This window comes from Mediterranea sp. ET5 (assembly GCF_023337025.1).
Classification (GTDB): domain Bacteria; phylum Bacteroidota; class Bacteroidia; order Bacteroidales; family Bacteroidaceae; genus Phocaeicola_A.
The window spans coordinates 354,207-377,208 of sequence record NZ_JAMBLN010000001.1 but is presented as its reverse complement, the minus strand read 5'-3'; the positions used below and the strand labels follow the sequence as shown (position 1 = coordinate 377,208).

At 53.2% G+C, this 23,002-nt stretch carries 13 protein-coding genes; 10 read left to right on the top strand and 3 right to left on the bottom strand.

Features of this window, described 5'->3' with window-relative positions:
* Positions 1–147: 147 nt before the first annotated feature.
* Entirely contained in the window at positions 148–918 is a 771-nt protein-coding gene (locus M3087_RS01480; protein ID WP_249093225.1) for an Abi family protein, read from the bottom strand.
* A 1,208-nt stretch (positions 919–2,126) separates the two neighbouring features.
* The gene (locus tag M3087_RS01475; RefSeq protein ID WP_249093223.1) at positions 2,127–4,598 is read right to left on the bottom strand and encodes a glycosyl hydrolase 115 family protein; all 2,472 of its coding nucleotides are present in this window, start codon (positions 4,596–4,598) and stop codon (positions 2,127–2,129) included.
* 285 nt (positions 4,599–4,883) lie between these two features.
* Here M3087_RS01475 and M3087_RS01470 point away from each other — a divergent pair, with 285 nt between their 5' ends.
* The 5 genes from M3087_RS01470 to M3087_RS01450 all read left to right on the top strand — a co-directional run bounded on the left by M3087_RS01470 (position 4,884) and on the right by M3087_RS01450 (position 15,720).
* Complete coding sequence (locus tag M3087_RS01470) at positions 4,884–8,873, top strand: two-component regulator propeller domain-containing protein (protein WP_249093221.1); 3,990 nt, start codon at positions 4,884–4,886, stop codon at positions 8,871–8,873.
* A gap of 1,152 nt (positions 8,874–10,025) precedes the next feature.
* Entirely contained in the window at positions 10,026–11,519 is a 1,494-nt protein-coding gene (locus M3087_RS01465; protein ID WP_249093219.1) for an MFS transporter, read from the top strand.
* Positions 11,520–11,577: 58 nt separating this feature from the next.
* On the top strand, positions 11,578–12,717 hold the full coding sequence (locus tag M3087_RS01460; RefSeq protein WP_249093217.1) for an endo-1,4-beta-xylanase: 1,140 nt from the start codon (positions 11,578–11,580) through the stop codon (positions 12,715–12,717).
* A 13-nt stretch (positions 12,718–12,730) separates the two neighbouring features.
* Complete coding sequence (locus tag M3087_RS01455; protein ID WP_022385939.1) at positions 12,731–13,705, top strand: glycoside hydrolase family 43 protein; 975 nt, start codon at positions 12,731–12,733, stop codon at positions 13,703–13,705.
* On the top strand, positions 13,702–15,720 hold the full coding sequence (locus M3087_RS01450) for an alpha-glucuronidase (protein WP_249093215.1): 2,019 nt from the start codon (positions 13,702–13,704) through the stop codon (positions 15,718–15,720). Before M3087_RS01455 ends, M3087_RS01450 begins: the two co-directional genes overlap by 4 nt.
* Before the next feature lie 87 nt (positions 15,721–15,807).
* Here the strand turns inward: M3087_RS01450 and M3087_RS01445 are convergent, their stop codons facing one another.
* Positions 15,808–18,312 carry an endonuclease MutS2 gene (locus M3087_RS01445; RefSeq protein WP_249093213.1) on the bottom strand — a complete coding sequence of 835 codons (2,505 nt, stop codon included), beginning with the start codon at positions 18,310–18,312 and terminating at the stop codon, positions 15,808–15,810.
* Between the two features lie 401 nt (positions 18,313–18,713).
* Between M3087_RS01445 and M3087_RS01440 the strand changes: the two genes are divergently transcribed.
* The 5 genes from M3087_RS01440 to M3087_RS01420 are packed head-to-tail and all read left to right on the top strand — an operon-like array spanning position 18,714 to position 22,927.
* Positions 18,714–19,073 (top strand): C2H2-type zinc finger protein, encoded by a 360-nt coding sequence (locus M3087_RS01440; protein ID WP_249093211.1) that lies wholly within the window; start codon positions 18,714–18,716, stop codon positions 19,071–19,073.
* A gap of 4 nt (positions 19,074–19,077) precedes the next feature.
* A complete protein-coding gene (locus M3087_RS01435) occupies positions 19,078–19,293 on the top strand; it encodes a hypothetical protein (protein ID WP_249093210.1) in 216 nt (71 codons plus the stop codon).
* A 39-nt stretch (positions 19,294–19,332) separates the two neighbouring features.
* Positions 19,333–21,105 (top strand): GTPase, encoded by a 1,773-nt coding sequence (locus tag M3087_RS01430; protein ID WP_249093206.1) that lies wholly within the window; start codon positions 19,333–19,335, stop codon positions 21,103–21,105.
* On the top strand, positions 21,092–22,783 hold the full coding sequence (locus M3087_RS01425; RefSeq protein ID WP_249093204.1) for a LeoA/HP0731 family dynamin-like GTPase: 1,692 nt from the start codon (positions 21,092–21,094) through the stop codon (positions 22,781–22,783). Before M3087_RS01430 ends, M3087_RS01425 begins: the two co-directional genes overlap by 14 nt.
* A gap of 27 nt (positions 22,784–22,810) precedes the next feature.
* Entirely contained in the window at positions 22,811–22,927 is a 117-nt protein-coding gene (locus tag M3087_RS01420) for an LPXTG cell wall anchor domain-containing protein (RefSeq protein ID WP_249093202.1), read from the top strand.
* The last annotated feature ends 75 nt before the right edge of the window (positions 22,928–23,002 follow it).

The window sequence follows — 23,002 nt, the reverse complement described above, 5'->3', positions numbered from 1 at the left end:
AAACAAGAAATCCCAGCCTAAAGACTGAGATTTCTATACTTCCTTTTTATAGTGCAGATACGACGACAAAGCTCGTATGGGCACTGATTCTGATGCAAAGGTAAGCATTATCCCCTAAATGGCGAAGATAAATATGGCTTTAACATTTTAATTTTTCATGTTTGACACTTCAGCGATAACGTTTTTAGCCTCGATAGTTTGGATGGAATTGACAAGAATACGTATTTCATTATCTAACTCTGCCATTCGATTTTGAGAAATTTTCCCCAGCAAATATCTTACAACATCTATGCCACCTTTAATATTGTGTCTGTTGTATTCCGAAACATTCGCTGGTAGTCGTTTGATACCTTTGGGAAAATCCATACGATACAAGCACCCACCGTGGGCACATTTGTTGCGAAGGACACGAATCGTTTCAAGATAGTTGTAGAACACACCTCTTGAACAGCCGTATTCATTGGTGATTAAGTTCTTTGCATCCGTCTCTTTCAGTGCATCGTACAATCGTATGATATTACCTAAGGTCATAAATTCGATGGCTTTCCACGCTGGCGCATATATGCCGGCATGATTGGCATGGTGATGCTCAATGATGGGATTCTTACGCAAAGGAGCATAAATCTGTTCTTCAAAATTGTTGACGAATTTAGAAGATACATACTTGCGGTTTACAAACCAACACGGATCTTCTTTATATCGGAGGGATATATGATAGATTAGTTTGGTACGGATGTTGACTTCTATGCGGTCAAGGGCATTAAGCAACAGCCTGCGGAGTTTCGTGTCAAACTCATAGAGATCATAGACACTTTTGAATGTAGTTCCTTGTTTCAGTTGGTGGTCACGATGCTCAAGATTAGGGAACTGAATCTCATAAGGAAAAGAATAAAAACCAAGCCGGATAATACCCGACATCGAGTAGAATCTCTTTCGCTTTCTCCTCGTTGTCAAATATTATTCCATTGGATTTAAGTCTGGCTATTTGCTCTTCTATTGTATATGCTTTCTTCATATATTTTCTTTTATTGTGCGAAGGTAGTGTTTTCTATTATGACTGAGGTATATAATGCAAATAATGTTTGGTCTTGTTCTGATTTCGTCGCACCTACGTTAGTCAATATCATATCTTTCCATGAATGATTGGTAGTACCGTATGTTCTGGCTATCTATAAATGTAGGGGCGACCGGTCTGGTCGCCCGGTCCAATGTAACGTCCAATGCAACGTCCAACAAACATTCAACAAACATTCGACAGGCGTTTGAAAAACGTTCAAACATGCATCGTCCGGCAATTGTATTATGTCATTGGTGTGGGGGAACAATCCTGATTGGACCGGGCGAGCAGGCCGCTCGCCCCTACATTTTTTTGAATTGCTTGGACCGAACGGTTAATTGTCAATTGAGACGTCTGTCAAAAAGCAACCGAATAGGCTTATTTGCTTGACGTAATTGTCAAAATCGCCTTTTCGTGCTAACGCATATAGAACGTAATTCCGACAAACCAGGGAGGAAATGCTAAATTCTACTAATGAAAAGCACGGAAAAGGACTCTTATTTTAGAAAACTATACATTCTGTTTTCGAAAAATAGACAAAACGTGCCCGGAAGAATATTGTTTCGCGAGCCAAACAATATCGTTTGCCGCGTCAAACAATATAGTTTCACCTGCCAAACACGATTGTTTCGTCTGCGGAAGTCAAATCTTTGGAAAGTGAAAGCAAAAAAACTGGAGTTTCACTCTCTGGAAGATGTGCCATGTCAACAAATCGGAAGGTTTCGGAAAGTGGGGGATGTGGAAGGTCGGATGTCTGTTGGAAAGCGAGGAAGGTGGTAAACCTCCTAAAGGGATTGCGTTCGGTTGAATAGGGTGACAAAGTGTATTTTGCGAATCGCCTGAGAAGGGCCTCGGAATCCACCAAACCGTATTTTGGTGCGAGGAAGGGCACTGTGGAGGCCTTCATTTGACATTTTGTCAGCAGAGGCCGTTCCCCTTCCGGCAGGCACAACAGAAACCGGGCACAGGGGCACGCTTACGGAGGGCGGTCCCTGTGTCCGGTTCTGATGGCGCGGACCTCACGACTCACGTCGGGGGAGTCTGCTCGTATTGGATGTTTTGCGATTTCTCAGTCTTTCAAGGTCTCCGGCGCACCCAGGTAGCTGGGCTTCAGTCCGCCGCAGTCGATGAGTATCTTCTCGAAGACGATGCCGGCATCCAGCGGACGGATGTGCAGCGTATGCTTGCCGGCACCCACCGTGTGCTTCGTCTTCGACTCGATGATGGGGTTCGCCTGCCAGCGTCCCAGCTCGCCACGGTAGTGTCCGTTGAAGTTGACCACCTGCTCTTCACCTCCGTCGAAGCTGACGGCGTAGCGCATGCCCTTGTTGTGGTTGAAGTTGAGCGTGGGGGCGAGGAGGAGGGTCACTTCCACGGTGCCGCCCTTGGCGAAGTCGATGTCATACTCCAGCTGCATCTGTTCGGGGCTTTCCGTCACCGGCAGCGTCGTGACGCCCGACAGGGTCTTGCCCAGGTCGGGGATGACCTGCCAACGGGTCTGACCGTCGGCTATGGCGCGGGTGTAGTGGGCAGCCTCGATGGAGACATGACCGTCCGTCTCGGCAAAGGCGTAGGGAGCCGTCGGGACAGCCACGCGCGTCACCTTCGGCATGACGGGATGGTCCGGATTGTTCCAGGACGTATAGCCGATGTGTATCTGGTCCATCATGTGGTCCCACTTGCCGTCGCTCATTACCTTATTATAGTGGTGGCTCAGGAGCGAGTCGCGCAGGTAGCAGCTCTCCACACGGTCCGCCCAGAAGTTGGCTTCCGTGTTGTGCTCCTTGGCAAGTCGCCGGTTCATGACCTGGGCGTAGTACAGGTTGTAGAGGTTGGCGGACGCCTGCACGGGGTAGTTCACCAGTTGCTCGTAGGTGTCCTGGTAGGCTGACGGAAGGCGGTAGCGGAGGTTCTCGGCGTCCTGTGCCAGCGCATTGTATTCGTTGACCACCCGTTCCCATTCACCGTAGTTGAAGCTGTAGGTGTCGGCATTGAGCAGTTCGGGGGTGACGCGGCGGTTGTACTTCGGGTAGGTCCACAGCAGGCGTGCAGCCTCTTGGGCATACTCGTCGCCAAACTGCTGGCGGCAGAACTGTTCGGTGTGCTCCCGCAGGTTGTCGGCATGGAAGCGGCGCGGGTTCCACGCCATGTCGAGGAAGAAATCGATGGGGTACTCCATCGGTTTGAGGTCGCCCACATTGACCACCCACAACTCGCGGATGCCGTATTCATACGTCAGGTTCAGCTGTTCCCATACGCGGGGGATGGGGCTGATGTTTATCCACTTCGAGTTGCGCGGAGCACCCACGTAGTCGAAGTGGTAATACATGCCGTATCCACCCTTGCGCGGCTTGGCATCGAGGTCGGGCAGACGGCGGACGTTGCCCCAGTTGTCGTCGCAGAAGAGCAGGGTGACGTCGTCGGGTACCTTCATGCCCTGGTCGTAGTAGTCCTGTACCTCTTTGTAGAGTGCCCACACCTGGGGAGTCTTTGACGCGGACTTCCCGGTGACGTCGGCTATGATGTTGCGTTGCTCCTTGACGATGCGCTCCAGCAGCTTGATGTTCGTGTCCTCGCCCATCGCTTCGTCGCCGTCACCCCGCATGCCGATGGTGATGAGGTCTTCCGTCCCCTGGACACGCTCCATGCCCTCGCGGAAGAAGCGGTTCAGGTTTTCGGCGTTGGTCTGGTAGTCCCATGCACCGTACTTGTCGCGGTTGCGTGCATACTCCTGGTGGTTGCGTGCCATCGGTTCGTGGTGCGACGTGCCGACGACGATGCCCATGCGGTCGGCGAGTGCGCTGTTCTCCGCATCGTCGGCATAGAAGGCGGAACCCCACATGGCGGGCCACAGGAAGTTGCCTTTCAGACGGAGCAGCAGCTCGAACACGTGGGCGTACATCTTGCTGTTGAAGCCGCCGAACTTGTCCTGAGCCCAGTTGCCCATGCACGGCCATTCGTCGTTGATGAAGATGCCGCGGTATTTCACGGCAGGCTCTCCGTCGGTGTAGCTGCCGGGCAGGGCATACACGTCCGTCCGTTGCACCACCGGCGTGTCTGCCCACCAGTACCAGGGCGACACACCCAGCTGTTCCGACAGCTCGTAGATGCCGTAGATGGTGCCCCGCTTGTCACTTCCGGCGATGACCAGTGCCCGGCTGACGCCCTCCGTGGGGCGGTCGACCGTCTGCAGGACGTACGTCTCGCGTTTGCCCTTCAGCATCTTTTCGTCGAGTTTCTTGTCTTTGATGAGTTGTCGGATGAGGGGCGACTCCAGGCTGCCCACGAGGATACACAGGGAGTCCGACGGGGTGGCGGTCAGTGTCGCCCGTGTGCCAGTCACCCGGGCAAAGTCCGCGCTGAGGCTTTCGAGTGCCATGCGGATGCCCGCCTCCTGTTCGTCGGACAGGATGGGCAGCGGTTTGCCTGCACGGACGAGAGGCAAGCTACCCGCGTCCGGGCGGAAGGTGATGAAAGGCTCGGCACCGAAGGAAGCCACACTCAGTGACAGCGCGGCAAGGGAGAGGAATAGTTTGTTCATATCGCTGGTTGGTTGTTCGATGTTAATGATTCGTTCATGTCTCTACAAAGGTACGGCTTTACGGGCGTAGGGGAGGTCTGAAACGTTACACATTTATTTGTTGTTGTTACATTCTGCTTTGTCGAGGTTACAAAAACCGCCTAATTTTGTTTCACACGGGCAGCCGGCAGTCCCTTGTGCTGTACAAATCGGGTATTCCGGCTGCAATTTGCGCGTGTCGTTCTTTCGCAATAAGCGAAAAATGTTTAATATTGCAGCATCTCATTCAAACCTTGCAAGCGAACTATGAAACAACTCCTCGCCTTCCTGTTTGTCATCCTGATCTCCTTATGCCCCGTGTTGGCGGGTGATATCCGCTTCTACGGCTCCGACAAACTGTCGTGCAGCCTCTTCACCGACATGCTTCAAGACTCCCGGGGATACCTGTGGATAGCCACCGGATACGGGTTGAACCGTTATGACGGGATGACCTTCGAAGGCTACTATAATGACGCGTCCGACCCCTCGTCGCTGATGGACGACAATGTACTGTCGCTCTGCGAGGACCGTCAGTACCGTCTGTGGGTGGGGACGAACGTCGGTCTGCAATGTTACGACCCGGTGCACAACTGCTTCGAGAGCATCCCCTTTCACGATGTGGTCTATCCCAGCATCCAGGATGTCCTGTCCCTGCGCTCGGGCGAACTGCTGGTGGCGACATCGGGCTACGGCATCGGGGTGCTGGATGAAGGCACACGGGAGCTTTCACGCTACGAGGCGCTGAACCAGGCTGCCGGTTCTCCAGCCGGCATCAACCGCATGTTTGAGGATGCTGAGGGCAGACTCTGGCTTGCCACGTCGAAGAACGGGCTGATTGCCCTTAAGAAGGACACGGACGGACAGTGGAAGCGTCTGCCTGAAGGACTGTTCGTCCATAACAATGCTTCTGACGTGACCGAGGCTACAGACGGAACCATCCTGGTGGCTGCCGGAGGCTGGGTCTACCTGTTGGCTCCCGGTGGAAAGGAGTTTGTGCCGTTGGGCGGACGTCAGTCTGACGGCTACCAGATTCATGCCATCGGCAGGTTGTCTGACGGCGAGGTGTACGTGGCGACCTACGGACGGGGCTTCTACCGGGTCAACCGGGAAGAAGGGAGGCTGGAGTCCGTCGAGGTGGACAATCCCTGGCTCTACCTGCCCGAAGCCAATGCCGTATGCTTCTGCGAGGACCGTGACAAGAACGTCTGGATAGGCTGCTTCCAGAGCGGTCTGCTCCAGATACCCCATAAGTCAGACCACTTCGTCAGCTGGGCGGTGCCGGAGGGCAAGTCGCTCTCCGGGCTGTATGTTGACCGCGACGGGACGGTCTGGGGCGGAGTCAGCCCCGCAGGCTTCGGCTCGTTTGACGAACAGGGACGGTTCACGCTCCGGTGTCCGATGAAGGAGACGGTCATCTCGGCGTGTCGCAAGGACGACCATACCTTCTGGGTGGGGACCTACGGACACGGACTGCTGGAGGTGGACCTCCGTCGGGGAACGGCGACACCGGTGTTCAAGGAGTCGTTCCGGCGCATCAAGAGCCTGGTGACCGACGAGTCGGGACACTATTTATATGTAGCCGACTTCGGCTACGGCGTGAACTGCTTTGCCATCGGCGACCGTTCGCTGACCCCTGCCGATGGACAACAGGCGGACATCGACCCCGCACTGAAGAACCGTTGGGTCAACGTGATGATGCGCGGACGGGGCAACAAGCTGTGGATAGGGCATTACCAGGGCATAGACTGCTATGACATGGGCAGCCGCAGCTATGTGACGCTGCCGGGTGATTCGGTCCTGGGCGGATGCATCTGCTACTCGCTGCTGGAGGACCGTCAGGGGAACATCTGGATTGGGACGAACAAGGGGCTGTGGATGTATGACCCGGTTCACGCCGCCTTCACTGCCCATACGGCAAAGGAAGGCCTGGTGGGCGGCGTGGTCTGCGGACTGGCGGAAGACAAGGCGGGCAACATCTGGTGCAGCACGTTCAAGGGCATCAGCCGGATTCACCGCGAGAAGGGGCGCGAGGCGTCCATCATCAACTATTTCTCCACTTCCGAACTGGGCAACTCCGAGTACATGCGCGGGCTCTACGGTTACGACGCCGTGCATGACCGGGTCTATTTCGGGCAGAGCGTCGGCGTGACCAGCTTCCAGCCCGTCAGCATGGCGGTGGAGGCATACCGGCATCCCGTGGTGCTGACCCACGTGTTCATCGGCAACCTTCCGGTGGACCAGCAGATGACGACTCCCGAACGGAAATACAAGGTGGACCGGCGCATCGAAGACGTGGAGCACATCGAGCTGGCACACGAGGACAACATCTTCTCCCTCGTCTTCTCCACCATGGACTTTGTCAATGCCGGGAACATTTACTATGAATACCGTTTCGCCAACCGGACGCCCGTGTGGAGTCGTACGCTGGCGGGCGAGAACCGCATCGCCTTCATGCACCTGCCTGCCGGGACCTATCAGCTGGAGGTGAGAGCCTGCCTCAACGGCTCCTATTCGCCGGTGAAGACGCTTTGGCTGGAGGTGCGTCCGGTGTGGTACCTGTCCGGGTGGGCCTACCTGGTGTATGCCCTGCTGCTGTTGGCAATCCTCTATCTGGTCTACTATTTCATCCGACGCAAGCAGCAGGAGAAGCTGAGCGAGGAGAAGTTGCGCTTCTTCATCAATGTGGCGCACGAGCTGCGTTCGCCGATGACCCTCATCATCAGTCCGCTGGAGTCACTGCTGGGCAAGCCCCATGACGCCGCGACCACCAAGGCACTCCGGGCGATGTACCGCAACTCCAACCGCATCCTATCCCTGCTCAACCAGCTGCTCGACATCCGCCGCATCGACAAGGGGCAGATGAAGATGGCGCTCAGCCGGACGGACCTCGTGGTCTTCATCGACGACCTCTACCAGCTCTTCGCGTTCCAGGCGGAGAAGAAGCACATCACCTTCTCCTTCGAGCACGAGGCGGACGAACTCTATGCCTGGATTGACCGCAACAACTTTGATAAAGTCCTGGTCAACATCCTTTCCAATGCCCTCAAGTACACCCCCGACGGCGGAGATATCCGCATTGTCCTGCGCGAGGGCCATGACTCCAAGCGCAGCGGCGCCCTGAAGGATTATGTCGAGATTGCCGTGTCGGACACCGGTTCGGGCATCGACGAGAACAAGCTGGAACGCATCTTCGAACGCTTCTATCAGGCTTCCTCCTCCCTGCACACCAATTCGCTGGGCTTCGGCATCGGGCTGAACCTGGCACGTCTGCTGGTGGAACTGCATCACGGGACCATCGTGGCAATGAACCGCAAGGACACACACGGAAGCATCTTCCTCATCCATATCCCGCTGGGCAATGCCCACCTGCGTGCCGACGAGCTGTGCACCGAGGAGCCGGACTTCCACTCGCTCGAGCTTCCGCAGCCGGCAGGACTGTCGGCGATAGGGACGGGGCAGGAGGAAGAAAACCGGAAGCCCGTCCGTGCCAAGACCTCCTACAAGGTCCTGGTGGTGGACGACGACGAGGAGGTCTGCTCCTTTGTCCGGACCGAACTGGAGCCTATCTATAAGGTAGTGACCGCCGGCAACGGCAAGGAGGCGATGCAGCTCGTCCTGTCGGAGCAGCCCGACCTGGTGGTGTCGGATGTCGTGATGCCCGAGATGGATGGCTATGCTCTGGTGAAGATGCTGAAGACCAATGACGCGACAAGCCACATCCCCATCATCCTGCTCTCGTCGAAGAGCGAACTGTCCGACCGCCTGCAGGGGCTGGAGTCGGGGGTGGATGCCTATCTGGCAAAGCCCTTCGTGATGCAGGAGCTGGAGAGCCTGATATACACGACGCTCACCAACCGCATGAAGCTGCGCGGCAAGTTGCTGGGGCTGACAGAAAGCGACGAGGTGAAGCTCCCCGAAATCAAGTCGAACGACTCTGCCCTCATGGAGCGTGTGATGAGGTCCATCCAGGAGAACATCGCCAACCCCGACTTCTCCGTGGAGAGCCTTGCCGAGGCGGTCGGCCTGAGCCGTGTGCAGCTGCACCGCAAGCTGAAGGAGCTGATGGGACTGCCCGCGAGCGACCTGATACGCAACGTCCGCATGAAGCACGCCGCCACCCTGCTCAAGGAGAACAAGGTGAACATCGCCCAGGTGGCTTATGCGGTGGGCTACACCAACCAGACGTACTTCTCCACCTGCTTCCGCAAATATTGGGGCGTTTCCCCGACCGACTACATCGAGAAGGTCTCCCAGTGAGTCCCTGCCCGGGACAGACGCTGTCCATGCCGGGGCTCAGTGTGCACGAAGCCCGGCATGGACGGACCAAAGTATAATACTTAGGGGGTCTAAGTATTATACTTAGGCAGGCTAAGTATTATACTTTGGTCTGTCTATCCCCGGGTCTTGTCCTGTCTAACCGCCGCCTGTGTCCTGCATACCCCCGGGATGTCCCCTTCCTGCCCGCACGCCGATGCGTTCCCGTCGGTGTGTCATCCGCATTTTTCCGTCCGGAAGACAAAAAGGTGAACATTATTCAAGTTGTTGAATGAGTGCGTCTTAATGAATCTGTGTAACGAGATTGAACGAAAAAGAAACGAGAAGAAACGCGGATGAAACAATCCCGGAAAAATATGTAACGCCAGAATGCTTGCGGATTCCATTCCTTTTGTACTTTTGCCTCCGTAAGGAACAAGATGAATGTTCCCGATGGAAAGACTGAATAGACATGATTTCCGCTCGTAATATGTGTTTGTTTCGTATCAGGAGGACCGGAGTCGCGCATCAGACACAGCTTTGGTTCCTTCCTGACGAACGAGGCATCCGCCTCATCGTTTATCTTACTGAGATGATAGAGTTACATGAATGTAGAGATTGCTTTCAGTGGGTAGACCGTGAGAGGGAGGAAGATTGTCAGGATAACATTATGAATGGAAATTGATGAGAAAGACATAAAGCAGGCTTCGGGCTGCTTGCGCTGGCTGGTTGTCGCCGTGAGGCGGGTCTTCCGGTCGGAGTGGAGACGGACTTGTGCCGCTCTCCGGCATCCGGAGGTCTGACTTCATAGTTAGTATAGTATTAAAAGGTAATAGGTTTTTCAGGTAGCTTGCCGGGGCCTGTCCGACATCGGACTTCCCGGCAGGCTTTGTTTAACAGACTAAAAACGTAGCGTATGCTAGAAACCTCATATCGTGCAGGATGTTTCGTCCTGCCTGCTTCCTTCGCCGGGTGTGGAGGAAGGAACATCAGGTTGCCGTCGCCTGCATCCGGCGGCATACGGTCAGGCTCCCTCCGGGGACCGGATGCCGGACACAGGACGCTGAAGAGACCCGAACGGTCGGAGCAGTGTCCCTTTGTAGTATGCAGCAAGTGAACAAGCGTTTAATCATAAACCAATTTAATACTGTGAAAATGTTACAGAACCAAAAAGTATCATTGGTGGAGAAAGTCGGTTACGGACTTGGCGACTGCTCCGCTAATCTGGTGTTCCAGATGATGATGATCTATCAGACCAAGTTCTACACCGACGTGTTCGGACTCGAAGGCGCCATTGCCGGAACGGTGATGCTGGTTGCCCGCATCGTGGATGCCTTTGTCGACCCGACCGTAGGAATCCTTTCCGACCGCACCAATTCCCGTTGGGGTAAATACCGTCCGTGGGTACTGTGGACGGCGCTGCCCTTCATGGTGTTCTACGTATTGGCGTTCTACAATCCCGGCATCGAGGACAAGGGACTCGTCGCCCTCTACGCCACCATCTCCTATACCTTATTGATGACGATGTACTCGTTCAACAACACACCCTATTCTTCGTTGGGTGGAGTGATGTCGGCTGACATCAAGGAGCGCACGAGCATCACGTCCGTCCGCTTTGTCTTCTCCACCATCGGACAGTTCGTTGTCCAGGGCTTGACCCTTCCGCTGGTGAACAAGTTCTCGGCAGGCGAAGACCTTGCTCACGGCTGGCTGTGCACCATCAGTCTGTTTGCAGCTGTCGGTCTGGTCTTCCTGGTGGTCGTGTTCTTCTCGGCAAAGGAGCGCATCACGCCTCCCGCCGGGCAGAAGACCAACATCCGCGAAGACGTGAAGGACGTGTTCAGCAGTGTGCCCTGGCGTGCCATGTTCATCCTGACGCTGTTCGTGTTCATCACGCTGGCGATGTGGGGCAGTGCCATGAACTATTACTTCGAGAACTACGTGGACCGTGGCGCCCTCTACTCTTTCCTGGATTCACTCGGACTGGTGATGCCGGCTGACGACGGCTCGGTGGGCTATGCCATCCTCAATGCCTTCGGTCTGGTGCTCAACTCGCCCGACCATGCCTATGAAGTCGGCTTCGGCGTGTTCAACATGGTGGGAGCCATCGTGCAGTTCTTCGGCGTCATCCTGCTGTCGAACTACCTGGCAGGCCGTTTCGGCAAGCGCAACACCTTCATCGTCTGCCTGGCACTCACAGCCGTCTTCACCGCCATGTTCTACTTGCCTGCTCCCGACAGCATCGGGCTGATGTTCACCCTGAACTTCCTGAAGAGCCTCGCCTATGCACCCACCGTACCCTTGCTTTGGGCGATGATTGCCGACGTGGCTGATCACTCCGAATATGTGCATCACCGTCGTGCCACAGGCTTTGTCTTCGCCGGTGTGGTGTTCGCCTTGAAAGCCGGTCTCGGTGTGGGTGGCGCCATCCTGGGCTTCCTGCTCTCGGGCTTCGGCTACGTTTCCGGTCACGGCGTGGTACAGAGCGAATCCGCCATCGACGGCATCGTGCTGTCGTCGAGCCTGATTCCGGCATTGACCTTTGCCGTCGGTGTGGTAGCCTTGTGCTTCTATCCCATCACGAAGCAGCATAACGAGCGGATGCAGGCTGAACTGGCAGAACGCAGAAGCCGGCAAGAGAACGAGTAAACGGCTCGTCCGCAGAATCAAACAGAAGTGTGATGAACTCCTATAACAACTAATGAGTATGAAACAGATGAAACTGATGTTGGGAGCCGTCCTGGTGGCTTCTTTGGCTTGCTCCTGCAAGCAGCAGACGGTGGCGACCGCTCTACCTCCGGGGTTGAAAGACGTGGTAGAAGGCAAATTCACGATGGGCGTGGCTGTCACACCCCGTGAAGTCACGGATACGAATGCCGTCAAGCTGATCAAGCAGCACTTCAACTCCATCGTGGCGGAGAACGTCATGAAGAGCATGATTATCCATCCTGCCGAAGACCACTATAACTTCGCTTCCGCCGATACCATCGTCAACTTTGCCCACGAGAACGGCATGGAGATGATCGGTCACTGCCTGATCTGGCACAGCCAGCTGGCGAAGTGGTTCTGTGTGGACAAGGACGGCAAGCTCGTCACTCCCGAAGTGCTGAAGCAGCGCATGAAGGACCACATCACCACCATCCTGACCCGCTATAAAGGCAAAATCAAAGGTTACGACGTGGTCAACGAAGCCATCCTCGAAGACGGCTCCTACCGCAAGAGCCCCTTCTACGAGATATTGGGCGAAGAGTTCATTCCCCTGGCTTTCCAGTATGCCCACGAGGCAGACCCCGATGTAGAGCTGTATTACAATGACTACGGCATGAACGTGCCGGGACGTCGCGACGGTGTGGTGAAGCTCATCCGTCAGCTGAAGGAGAGAGGCTTGCGCATCGATGCCGTCGGCATGCAGGGACACATGGGTATGGACCACCCCGACATCGAAGAGTTCGAGCGCAGCATTGAGGCGTTTGCTGCCGAAGGCGTGAAGGTGATGATTACCGAGTGGGACATGAGTGCCCTGCCCACCGTCAGCCGGAGTGCCAATGTGAGCGACACCGTCGCGTTCAAGCAACGCCTGAATCCCTATCCCGAGGCATTGCCCGACTCCGTATCGGAGAAGTGGAATGCACGCATGAAGACATTCTTCGAACTGTTCGAGAAGCACTCCGACGTCATCCAGCGCGTCACGGCATGGGGATTGACCGACCGCGGTTCCTGGAAGAATAACTTCCCCGTTCCCGGACGTAAGGACTACCCGTTGCTGATTGACCGCGACGGCCAGCCGAAGCCCTTCGTGCTGGAACTGATTGACGAAGCACAGAAGAATCAAAACAACACGCATTAAATCCAATAACACTATGAAGAAAGAAGCAAGATACCTGGTTCCGGGTGACTACATGGCCGACCCTTCGGTACATGTCTTTAATGGCAAAGTCTATATCTATCCGTCCCATGACTGGGAGAGCGGTGTGCCTGAGAATGACAACGGCGACCACTTCAACATGAAGGACTACCACGTGTTCTCGACCGACGACGTGATGCACGGCGAGGTGACCGACCACGGCGTGGTGCTGCGTGTGGAGGATGTGCCCTGGGCAGGACGACAGCTGTGGGACTGCGACGTGGCTTTCAAGGATGGCAAGTACTACATGTACTTCCCGATGAAGGACCGCAACGATGTCTTCCACATGGGCGTGGCAATCTCCGACCGTCCCGAAGGACCGTTCACTCCGCAGCCGGACCCCATGAAGGGCAGCTACAGCATCGACCCCGCCGTGTTCCGTGACGACGACGGCTCCTACTATATGTACTTCGGCGGCATCTGGGGCGGACAGCTCCAACGCTACCGCGACAACAAGGCTGTCGAGCATCCCTCGCTTCCCGAAGGAGACGAGCCGGCATTGCCCGGACGTGTGGTGCGTCTGGCAGACGACATGCTGGAGTTTGCCGAGGAACCCAAACCGGTCGTTGTGGTCGATGCCGACGGCAAGCCGCTGACCGCCTCTGACCCCCACCGTTTCTTCGAGGCATCGTGGATGCACAAGTACAACGGCAAGTATTACTTCTCCTATTCGACCGGCGACACCCACTTCCTGTGCTATGCCACCGGTGACAATCCTTACGGACCGTTCACCTATCAGGGTGTCATCCTGACTCCGGTCGTAGGCTGGACCACCCACCACTCCATCGTGGAGTACAAGGGCAAGTGGTATCTGTTCCACCACGACTGTGTGCCTTCCAACGGGAAGACCTGGCTCCGCAGCCTGAAGGTTGTTGAGCTGGAGTATGATGCCGACGGCAAGATTATCACCATCGACGGAGGTGCCGAATGAAGCTTCGCAGCTTCTTGACCCTCCTGGCTTGCTGCTGCCTGACGTTCACGGTGTGGGCGGAAGACGGCAGCAGGCTGTGGCTCCGTCAGGAAGCGGGGAGCGGGGCGCAGGTCGACTGCCTCCTGCACACGCCCGTAACTGAGGTTGCCGTACGTGAACTGAAGACCTGTTGGAAAGGCGTGCCCGTGGCGTTGCAGCTCATGGCGGATGCCGACCACCGCGCCCTGGGACCGGAAGGCTACACCCTCCGCAGCCGCGACGGACGCATCGTCATCGGTGCGTCGGGCGAGAAGGGGTTGCTCTACGGAGCTTATCACCTCCTGCGTCTGCAAGCCACCGGGGCGGACTGCTCGCAGCTGGATGTCACCGAACGTCCGGCATACGACCTCCGCATCCTCGACCACTGGGACAACCTCGACGGGACCATCGAACGGGGTTATGCCGGACACTCCCTGTGGAAATGGGAGGAACTGCCCGTCGTCTCACCCCGCTACGAGGCATACGCCCGGGCAAATGCGTCGGTGGGTATCAACGGAGCCGTGCTGAACAACGTGAATGCTTCGCCCAAGATGCTGGCGACAGACTACCTGAAGAAGGTGAAGGTGCTCGCCGACATCTTCCGTCCCTACGGAGTGAAGGTCTATCTGTCGGTGAACTTCGCTTCGCCGATGGGCCTGGGCGGACTGGAGACTGCCGACCCGCTCGATGCCGGCGTACAGGCATGGTGGAAGCAGAAGGTGAGTGAGATTTATGCCCTCATCCCCGACTTCGGCGGCTTCCTGGTGAAGGCGAACTCCGAAGGGCAACCCGGTCCCTGTGACTATCACCGCACACACGCTGAAGGAGCCAACATACTGGCTACGGCGCTGAAGCCCTACGGAGGCATCGTCATGTGGCGTGCCTTCGTCTATGCTCCCTCCAGCGATGACCGTGCCAAGCAGGCGTACAATGAATTCCTGCCGCTCGACGGACAGTTCATGGACAACGTCATCGTGCAGGTGAAGAACGGACCGGTTGACTTCCAGCCGCGCGAACCCTACAGTCCGCTGTTCACGGCGATGAAGCACACCGACCTGATGGTGGAGTTCCAGCTCACGCAGGAGTACCTGGGTCACTCCAACCACCTGGCTTACCTGCCGCCCATGTGGACGGAGTTCTTCGAGGACGTCTGTCCGCGTTCCCTGCGTGCCGTATGTGCCGTGAGCAATGTGGGCGACGACGTCAACTGGTGCGGGCACGACCTTGCCCAGTCCAACTGGTATGCCTTCGGACGCATGGCGTGGAACCCCTCGCTGACCCCCGCACAGATGGCGGACGAGTGGCTGAAGCAGACGTTCACGGACGAACCGGCATTCGTGGATGCCATGAAGCAGGTGATGCTCGACAGCCGTGAGGTCGTGGTCGACTACATGATGCCGCTGGGCTTGCACCATATCTTTGCCGGCAACCACCATTACGGTCCCGAACCGTGGTACGATGTGCCGGGTGCACGCCGCGACTGGATGCCGCCGTACTATCACCGTGCGGATAAGGAAGGGTTGGGCTTCGACCGCACGAGCCGCGGTTCGGATGCCGTAGCGCAATACCCCGACTCCCTGTGCCGTCTCTACGGCGACCTGGCGACTTGTCCGGAGAAGTACCTCCTCTGGTTCCATCACGTCCCCTGGGACTACAGGATGAAGAGCGGACGCACGTTCTGGGACGAGCTTTGCCACAAGTACGATGACGGCGTGAAGGCTGCCCGCGGCTTCTGCGACGTGTGGACCCGGATGAAGCCTTACGTCGATGCCGAGCGTTACGACCGTATCGAGGAGAAGTTTGACATTCAGGCGCACGACGCCGTGTGGTGGAAGGACGCCTGCCTGCTCTACTTCCAGACCTTCTCCAAGCGAAAGCTTCCGAAAGACATCGAGAAGACGCACTTCAAGCTGAAGGACCTGCGTAAGGTGCAGCTCCCCATCTCCAACTACGAGTGTCCCACCAAAGAGATGCTCCCCCGTTACAATGCAAACTAGATAAATGAAGAAGAGTGAAGAATGCAGGAGCCTGTTTGTGGTCCTCATTCTTCACTCTTCATTCTTTTAATTTCCTGTCCGCAGCTCTCACTCCAAATCGACTACCGTAATCCCGGCACCGCCGAACTGCACATGTTCGTCCTGGAAGTGACGTACGCCGGGCACCGTCTTCAGGTAGTCGCGGATAAGCGTGCGCAGGATGCCCGTACCCGTCCCGTGCAGGATACGCACGCGGCTTACTCCCAGCAGGATGGCATCGTCGATGAAGTAGGTCACTGCCTGGATCGCCTCGTCGCCACGCATGCCGCGCACGTCGATGTCCTGTTTGAACTGCAACTTCTTCTCATACACACTCTCCTGCGTGCTGGTGCTGACGAACGATGAACTCTTCTCCAGTCCGGTCTTTGTCACCGGAGCATCGGTGCGCTCCAGGCGGTCGAGCTTCACCGTCGTCTTAATCATGCCGAATGCCACCGTCGCATTCTTTCCGCTGATGTCCAGCAACTCGCCCACGGACGTCTGTCCCTTGATGCGTACCGGGTCGCCCGGTTGCAGCGGTTGCACGGGGCGTGGCTTCACCACCGTCTGTGCCGTTTCCCCCTTCGGTTGCTTCTTCCGTTCCTCGCGCCGGCGCTGCTTCTCCAGCAGCTGTTCCATCTTGCGGGCAATCTTCTCTTCCGCCTTCTGCTTCTCGATGTCTTTCACCGACTCCTTGAACTCGTCCAGTTCCTGACGGGCGGTCCGTGTCTTCTCCTTCTCCGCCTGCGACTCCTTGATGGTGCGGATGGTGTTTTCGATGCGGGCGTTCGATTCCTCCAGCAGGTGCTGTGCATCCTCCTTCGCCCGGCGCAGGATGTCCTTGCGGCTCTCCTCCAGCTCTTTCAGCTGCGCCTCATAGCGGGCGATGGTCTCCTCCATCTGCTTCTCCCGCTTGCGGATGTTCTGTCGCTTGGTCTCCCAGTAGCGCTTGTCGCGGACGATGTCCTGCAGATACTTGTCGGCGTTGATGTACTCGCTGCCCACGATGGCGGACGCGTCGGCAATCACCTCCTCCGGGATGCCTATCTTGCGGGCAATCTCCACGGCGAACGAGCTGCCCGGGTTGCCTATCTGGAGTTGGAAGAGCGCCTGCATGTGGTGGCGGTCATAGAGCATCGCCCCGTTGACCACCCCTTCGTGGGCGTCGGCAAAGTGCTTCAGGTTCTGGTAGTGCGTGGTGATGACGCCGAACGCCTTCCGGTCGTTGAACCGCTTCAGTACCGCTTCCGCCATGGCACCGCCTATCTGTGGTTCCGTGCCGCTGCCGAACTCGTCGATGAGGATGAGGCTCCGTCCGTCGCAGTGCTTCATGGTCTGCTTCATGTTGAGCAGATGGGAGGAGTAGGTGCTCAGGTCGTTCTCGATGCTCTGCTCGTCGCCGATGTCGATGAAGATGCTGCCGAAGATGCCCGTCCGGCTACGCTCGTGCAGCGGGATGAGCAGTCCGCATTGCAACATGTATTGCAGCAGTCCCACCGTCTTCAGGCACACCGACTTGCCGCCGGCGTTCGGACCCGAGATGATGAGGATACGCTGTTTCTCGTCCAGCTCGATGTCCAGCGGAACCACCTTCTTGCCGTGTTTCTCCAGCGACAGTTGCAGCAGGGGGTGCACCGCCGTTGCCCAGTCGATGAGCGGACGGTCCTCCAGCAGGGGCTTGATGGAGTGCGTGCGGATGGCAAAGCGTGCCTTTGCACGGATGAAGTCTATTTCCGCCAGGAACTCGTAGGAGCGCAGGATGTCCGGTATCAGCGGACGCACCGTGGCAGAGAACTCCGTCAGGATGCGGATGACCTCGCGCCGTTCCTCCCCCTCCAGCTCGCGGATGCGGTTGTTCGCCTCCACCACTTCCGCCGGTTCGATGAAGACCGTCTTGCCTGTAGCGGACTCGTCGTGCACGATGCCGCGTATCTTGCGTTTCATGCCCGGAGCCACGGGGATGACCAGACGACCGTCGCGCATGGTGGGTGCCACGTCCTTGTCCACGTAGCCTTCCGACTGTGCCGAACGGAGGATGGCGTTGAGGCTGCGCGAGATGCCGCTCGTGGTGGAGAGTATCTCCCGACGGATGCGCAGCAGCTCAGCGGACGCAGAGTCCTTGATTTTTCCGTAGTTGTCCAGGATGCGGTCGATGGCGCCGATAAGCTGGGGGAACACCGTCACGTCGCCTGCCAGAGTCTGCAGGGCAGGATAGGGGTAGTCGCCCGTCTCCTCCTCTTCCCAGTGCAGGAAGCGGACGATGCCGTGGATGGTTTCCAGCGAGCGGCGCAGGTCGAACACCTCTTGCTCGTCGAGGTAGAGCCCTTCCACGCGGATGCGGCGCAGCGAGGGACGCACGTCGAAGAAATATTGGTCGGGGAAGCTGTCTTCCTCCTGAATGATGCGGACGAACTCGGCGGTCTCTTCCAGCCGGCGTCCGATGTCCTCCCGACGGTCGGAGAATGCCAGGGCGTCGACACGTTCCTGTCCCAGCGAACTGAGGCACTGCCCTTTCAGCAGTCCGCGTATCTGGTCAAAGCCTATCTTCTGTTCAAAGTTCTGTGGATAGATCATATATATAAGGTATAGTTGAGGCATGCATCAGCCGACGGGACCTCTTCCCGTCACCTGAGAAGCGGTGCAAAATTAACGGCTTTGCCGTTGACGGACAAATTTTCCTTTCAGATTCCTGTCCGGGGGGATGCCCCGCTGTGTCATTCGTCAAACGGTCAAATGAATCGCCCCACACGCCCCTTTGTCCCGTGTGAAAAAAAATCCGAGCCGTGCAACGCTTTGGCATAGGGTGCCCTTTTCTTTGCATCAGTCAATGGGCTAAAAATCCTCGTTGTTGGAGGGCTAAAAAAATCTTTCATTTGTGAACCTACTTGAACCTAAAATAATTTGGCAGTGGTACACGAGACAAATAACTTTGAAAAACCGATGCCGAGTGATAACCTCAAAAAACGGAAGAACGCATGAAAAACCGAGTATCCATCTTATCCATGAGCGTTGCAGCCTTCGGTCTGTACCTGCTCTTCACGTCGGGCATGCTGCCCGGAAAAGGAGTGACCATGTCTTCATCAACCCCCACCTGTTATTGCGAATACTGCGGCAAGAAGTTCGCCAGTGTCCGTCAGTTGACTTCCGCCACCTGCGTCCGTCACCCCGACGGACCGAACAAGGGACGTCACAAGCTCTACGAAGGGACGGAAAAGAGTGAATACACGTGTAAATATTGTGGCAAGAAGTTCCCCAGCATCCAGGTCATGACCGGTGGCCAGTGTGTGCACCATCCCAAGGGGGAGAACAAGGGTCATCATTCCCCGGCATTGTAAGGTTATGTTACGCGGAATAACCCAATTCAAGTGTACCCATTGCGGCAAGAAGTTCCCCGGTCTGGACATCGAGTATGCCGCTACCTTCTACACCATGCCCCAACGTTGCCCGCATTGCGGCAGCATACGTACACGCCCCGCAGGATGGCTGGGCAGGCTCCATGAATGGGTGTATCGGGGGATTTGGGAAGGGATGGAGAAAGGGGAGAAAGAGAAGTAATGAGAATTAGAATGATTTGTTAATTTAATAACTAAATTTATGGTGAAAAATACCCAAACAGATATCGAAAATGCATACAATGAATTATTAGATATTCTACGTAACACCAAACAAGATGTTTCGGGACTGAAAGGAGTTAATTCCTCTTTCGATACCGTCAAACGTTCTATTGGGGAAACTCTTAACGCCCAGATAGACTTAGCTAACAAAGAACTTTCAAAGGCTTTAAGTGAAACGATTTGGGATAACCTTGTCATTGCATTTTTTGGAGAAACGAATGCAGGTAAAAGTACTATTATTGAGACCTTCCGTATCTTGTTTGACAAGAATAGACGGGAAGAGGATGGACTCATTGTAGGAGACGGAAGGCATGATTTCACCAAAACCTACGAGGAATATAAGATGTCCATAGGGGGACATAATTTTACTCTGATAGACGTACCTGGTATAGAAGGAAACGAAGATGAATTCAAAGAGGTTATTCAGACTGCGCTTCATAAGGCTCATTGCATTTTCTATGTACAAGGTCATAATAAAAAGCCCGATGAAGCTACAGCCAAGAAAATAAAGAAATATCTTGGGGACTGGGTCAAAGTATATTCTATTTACAATGTGCGTGGTGGGGCTAGTAACTACGATGAAGAGGAAGAACGTGAAACCCTTCTGACTGATGGCATAAAAAAGACAGAGAGCCTTATTCAATTAGAATTTAAGAAAATACTCGGTGATGTATATGCCGGACATATTACTGTGCAGGCTCTTTTAGCAATGTCTGCTAAAGCAAGATTCTCAAAGCAGCGTGAGGACCTAATCAAAACCCAACAAAAACTGATTAAATATTTCGGGAGTCCGGATAGAATTATGAATTTTAGTCAGTTTCAAACTTTAATCAATCTTGTACAACAGAAAGCTTCTAACTTTAGAACTGAGATTGTTGAGGCCAATAAACAGAAAATGATATCGTTGGCTAACAAGATTTCAAGTGAAATCTCTCTATCTATGGAGGAGCAAAAACATAGTTTAAAGCGATTGGAGGACAACCTAAAAGTCGTAGAGCGAGAGGTATGCAACAATTATCTTGATTCAGCTTATATAGCTATACAGAATAAATCAAGGAATGCAATAGATAGCATATATGGTAGACTTAAAAATGAAGTTTTTGAGTTGATAGATAAAGGTGACAGCAATATTAAGAATCAAGTAGAATATATACAAAGCCATTTATTGTATGAGCTTAAGACTTGTATCAAAAGCCTTGTTAGTGATGAACTTTCACGTGTAAGTAATAATGCAAATCGAAAAATTAAAGAACTTGATGGCATTCATTTGGCTTCCATTAGCTTCTGTATAAATATTAATCTTGATTCAGAAATAGATTTCAGTGGAGCACTATCTGAATTGGAGATTGACTTTGATGATGTATTAGGCTGGGCAACCAAAACAGCAAGTACAGCTGCCGCAGGAGCAGCAATTGGAAGTGTAATTCCTTTAGTAGGTACTCTTTTTGGTGCTGTTGCTGGAGGAGTAATAGGAGGAATAGCACATGCAGTCAGTGGTGATGGTGGAAAAGCAGATGCTAAGAAGAGTGTTTCCGATGCTGTTGGTGAAGCAAAAAAAATAGCGAAAAGAGATATTGAAAAAGCATTAAATCCTGTATTGAGGGATATTGAATCCCAAGAGAAAAAGCTCAAATCTGCAGTAAAGCAGGAATTGAATAATATAGAAGAATTGAACGACTCTATAGATAGCTTTAACGATGAAATAGAGGCATTTGTAAAACTATTAAAGCATAACAGATATGGAAGAATTTAATATTAGAAGTAAAAAGCTAGACAGACTAACATCTTTAAAGCGTTTACTAGAACTAGGACTTAACAGCATCCCAGAGCTACAACCTTACATTGACAAAGTGAACAGTATTATTAATACCGTCAATGATGGTGAGATTAGTGTTGTATTATTGGGAAGCTTCTCTGATGGTAAAACAAGTGCGATTGCCGGGCTGTTAGGTCGCTTGGAAGATAATATGAAAATTGATAATGATGAATCCTCAGATGAACTAACAATCTACCGTCCTAAAGATTTAAAGAAAGGATTTAAGATAGTTGATACCCCGGGACTTTTTGGAACAAAAGAGAAGGAGATAGATGGGAAAGATATAAAGTTCTCACAAATTACTGAGAGATACATTTCTGAGGCACATATTATTATATATGTATGCGATGCAGTTGTTCCTTTAAAGGAGAGTCATGTGGAGATAATTCGTCGTGTCATGCGCGATTATCATAAATTGGATAATACTATCTTCGTAATCAACAAGATGGACGAGGCAGGCTATGATCTTTTGGATATTGACGACTTTAGAAGAGGTAGCGAAATAAAAAAAGAAAATCTCATTTCGCGCCTTCGCACTACCATCAATCTGACTCCCGACGAAGAGAAGAGTCTGCATATCGTTTGTATTGCAGCTGACCCTAAAGGTAAAGGGCTAGCACATTGGTTTTCCAAAATGGATGGCTATTACGAGCGCTCACATATAAAGGATTTAAGAAATTGTATAAATACAGTTATTGACAAGACTGACGCCGAATCGCTTTCCTCTTCAACATTTGAAACATCTGTTGAAGATGTTGTTGATGGCTTGAAAAAAGCTATTGAAGGAACAACTAAGCCTGTGAATAAAGCACTGACCAAGATAAAAGACTCAGCAACAGATCTTGAGGAGGACCAAAGGCTGTTGAAGAAAGAGCTTGCCTCATCAAAAGATGAACTTCAAAATGCCATAAATGAAATAAAAAGCGATGTCCTTCGAGAGATCAAAGGTGCTTCCTTGGAAACTATAGGAGACGTAATATCAAATCATTTGGGAGAGCAAGATGGGAATATTACATTTTATGTCTTCCATAAAAAAATAAATACTCTTATTGAACAGTGCTGTGAGACAAACGCAAAGGCCGTAGATATAGCAGCTGTAAAATTGGAGAATGATTATTCGATGCAAAATGAGATGCTTAACGAAGCAGTTAAGTTTGGTATAAGCGAATTGAAGAATTTACAAGTAACAGGAGAACAAGTCAAAGTCATTCGTGATGTTATTGCTAAAAGTTATAAGTTCAAGCCTTATGGGGCAATAAACTTAGGCAAAAATATTACGAAATGGGCTGGATGGATAGGTGCTGGTATTGGAGTTGCGTTTGAACTATATGGCTGGTATAAACAACATGAGAATAAAAAGAAATTAGAAGAACTGAAACAAAAATTGGGAAATGCTATCAATAATTGCATAGCTGAGATTTTCAATTTATTTAGTTCTGAAGATTTGTATTATAAAAACTTTGCTCCATCCTACATTGAATTGTGTAAGAGGGTAGCAGAACGAAATAAGGAGGTTGAAGACTTACAGATAAAAGTAAAACAATTAGAACAATATAAACAACATATTGAACAGTGGAAGAATTCTGGTCAATATGTTAAATATGAAGAAATATAAAACGTTTACTCTTAAAAATTAGTTACTATGGGCATTAATACAAAGAAAAAAGAGAAAAAAACTGGGAAGAATACTAAGAATGCTGCTATGGCTATTTTGGGACTTGCTCTTGCAGTTCTTGTGGGAAAGAAAAAAGGCAATTAAAATCATGTCAACGTATTTCAGACAACTAAAAAACAGATATCAATACGTTAACCCATAAACAGTAGCATTTAACCC

Bases quoted from the DNA above. Each gene is read 5' to 3' on its own strand.
- M3087_RS01480 (WP_249093225.1), bottom strand. From the start codon at position 918: ATGTCGGGTATTATCCGGCTTGGTTTTTATTCTTTTCCTTATGAGATT.
- M3087_RS01470 (WP_249093221.1), top strand. From the start codon at position 4,884: ATGAAACAACTCCTCGCCTTCCTGTTTGTCATCCTGATCTCCTTATGC.
- M3087_RS01465 (WP_249093219.1), top strand. From the start codon at position 10,026: ATGTTACAGAACCAAAAAGTATCATTGGTGGAGAAAGTCGGTTACGGA.
- M3087_RS01420 (WP_249093202.1), top strand. From the start codon at position 22,811: ATGGGCATTAATACAAAGAAAAAAGAGAAAAAAACTGGGAAGAATACT.
- M3087_RS01445 (WP_249093213.1), bottom strand. From the start codon at position 18,312: ATGATCTATCCACAGAACTTTGAACAGAAGATAGGCTTTGACCAGATA.
- M3087_RS01475 (WP_249093223.1), bottom strand. From the start codon at position 4,598: ATGAACAAACTATTCCTCTCCCTTGCCGCGCTGTCACTGAGTGTGGCT.
- M3087_RS01430 (WP_249093206.1), top strand. From the start codon at position 19,333: ATGGTGAAAAATACCCAAACAGATATCGAAAATGCATACAATGAATTA.
- M3087_RS01460 (WP_249093217.1), top strand. From the start codon at position 11,578: ATGAAACAGATGAAACTGATGTTGGGAGCCGTCCTGGTGGCTTCTTTG.
- M3087_RS01455 (WP_022385939.1), top strand. From the start codon at position 12,731: ATGAAGAAAGAAGCAAGATACCTGGTTCCGGGTGACTACATGGCCGAC.
- M3087_RS01425 (WP_249093204.1), top strand. From the start codon at position 21,092: ATGGAAGAATTTAATATTAGAAGTAAAAAGCTAGACAGACTAACATCT.
- M3087_RS01440 (WP_249093211.1), top strand. From the start codon at position 18,714: ATGAAAAACCGAGTATCCATCTTATCCATGAGCGTTGCAGCCTTCGGT.
- M3087_RS01450 (WP_249093215.1), top strand. From the start codon at position 13,702: ATGAAGCTTCGCAGCTTCTTGACCCTCCTGGCTTGCTGCTGCCTGACG.
- M3087_RS01435 (WP_249093210.1), top strand. From the start codon at position 19,078: ATGTTACGCGGAATAACCCAATTCAAGTGTACCCATTGCGGCAAGAAG.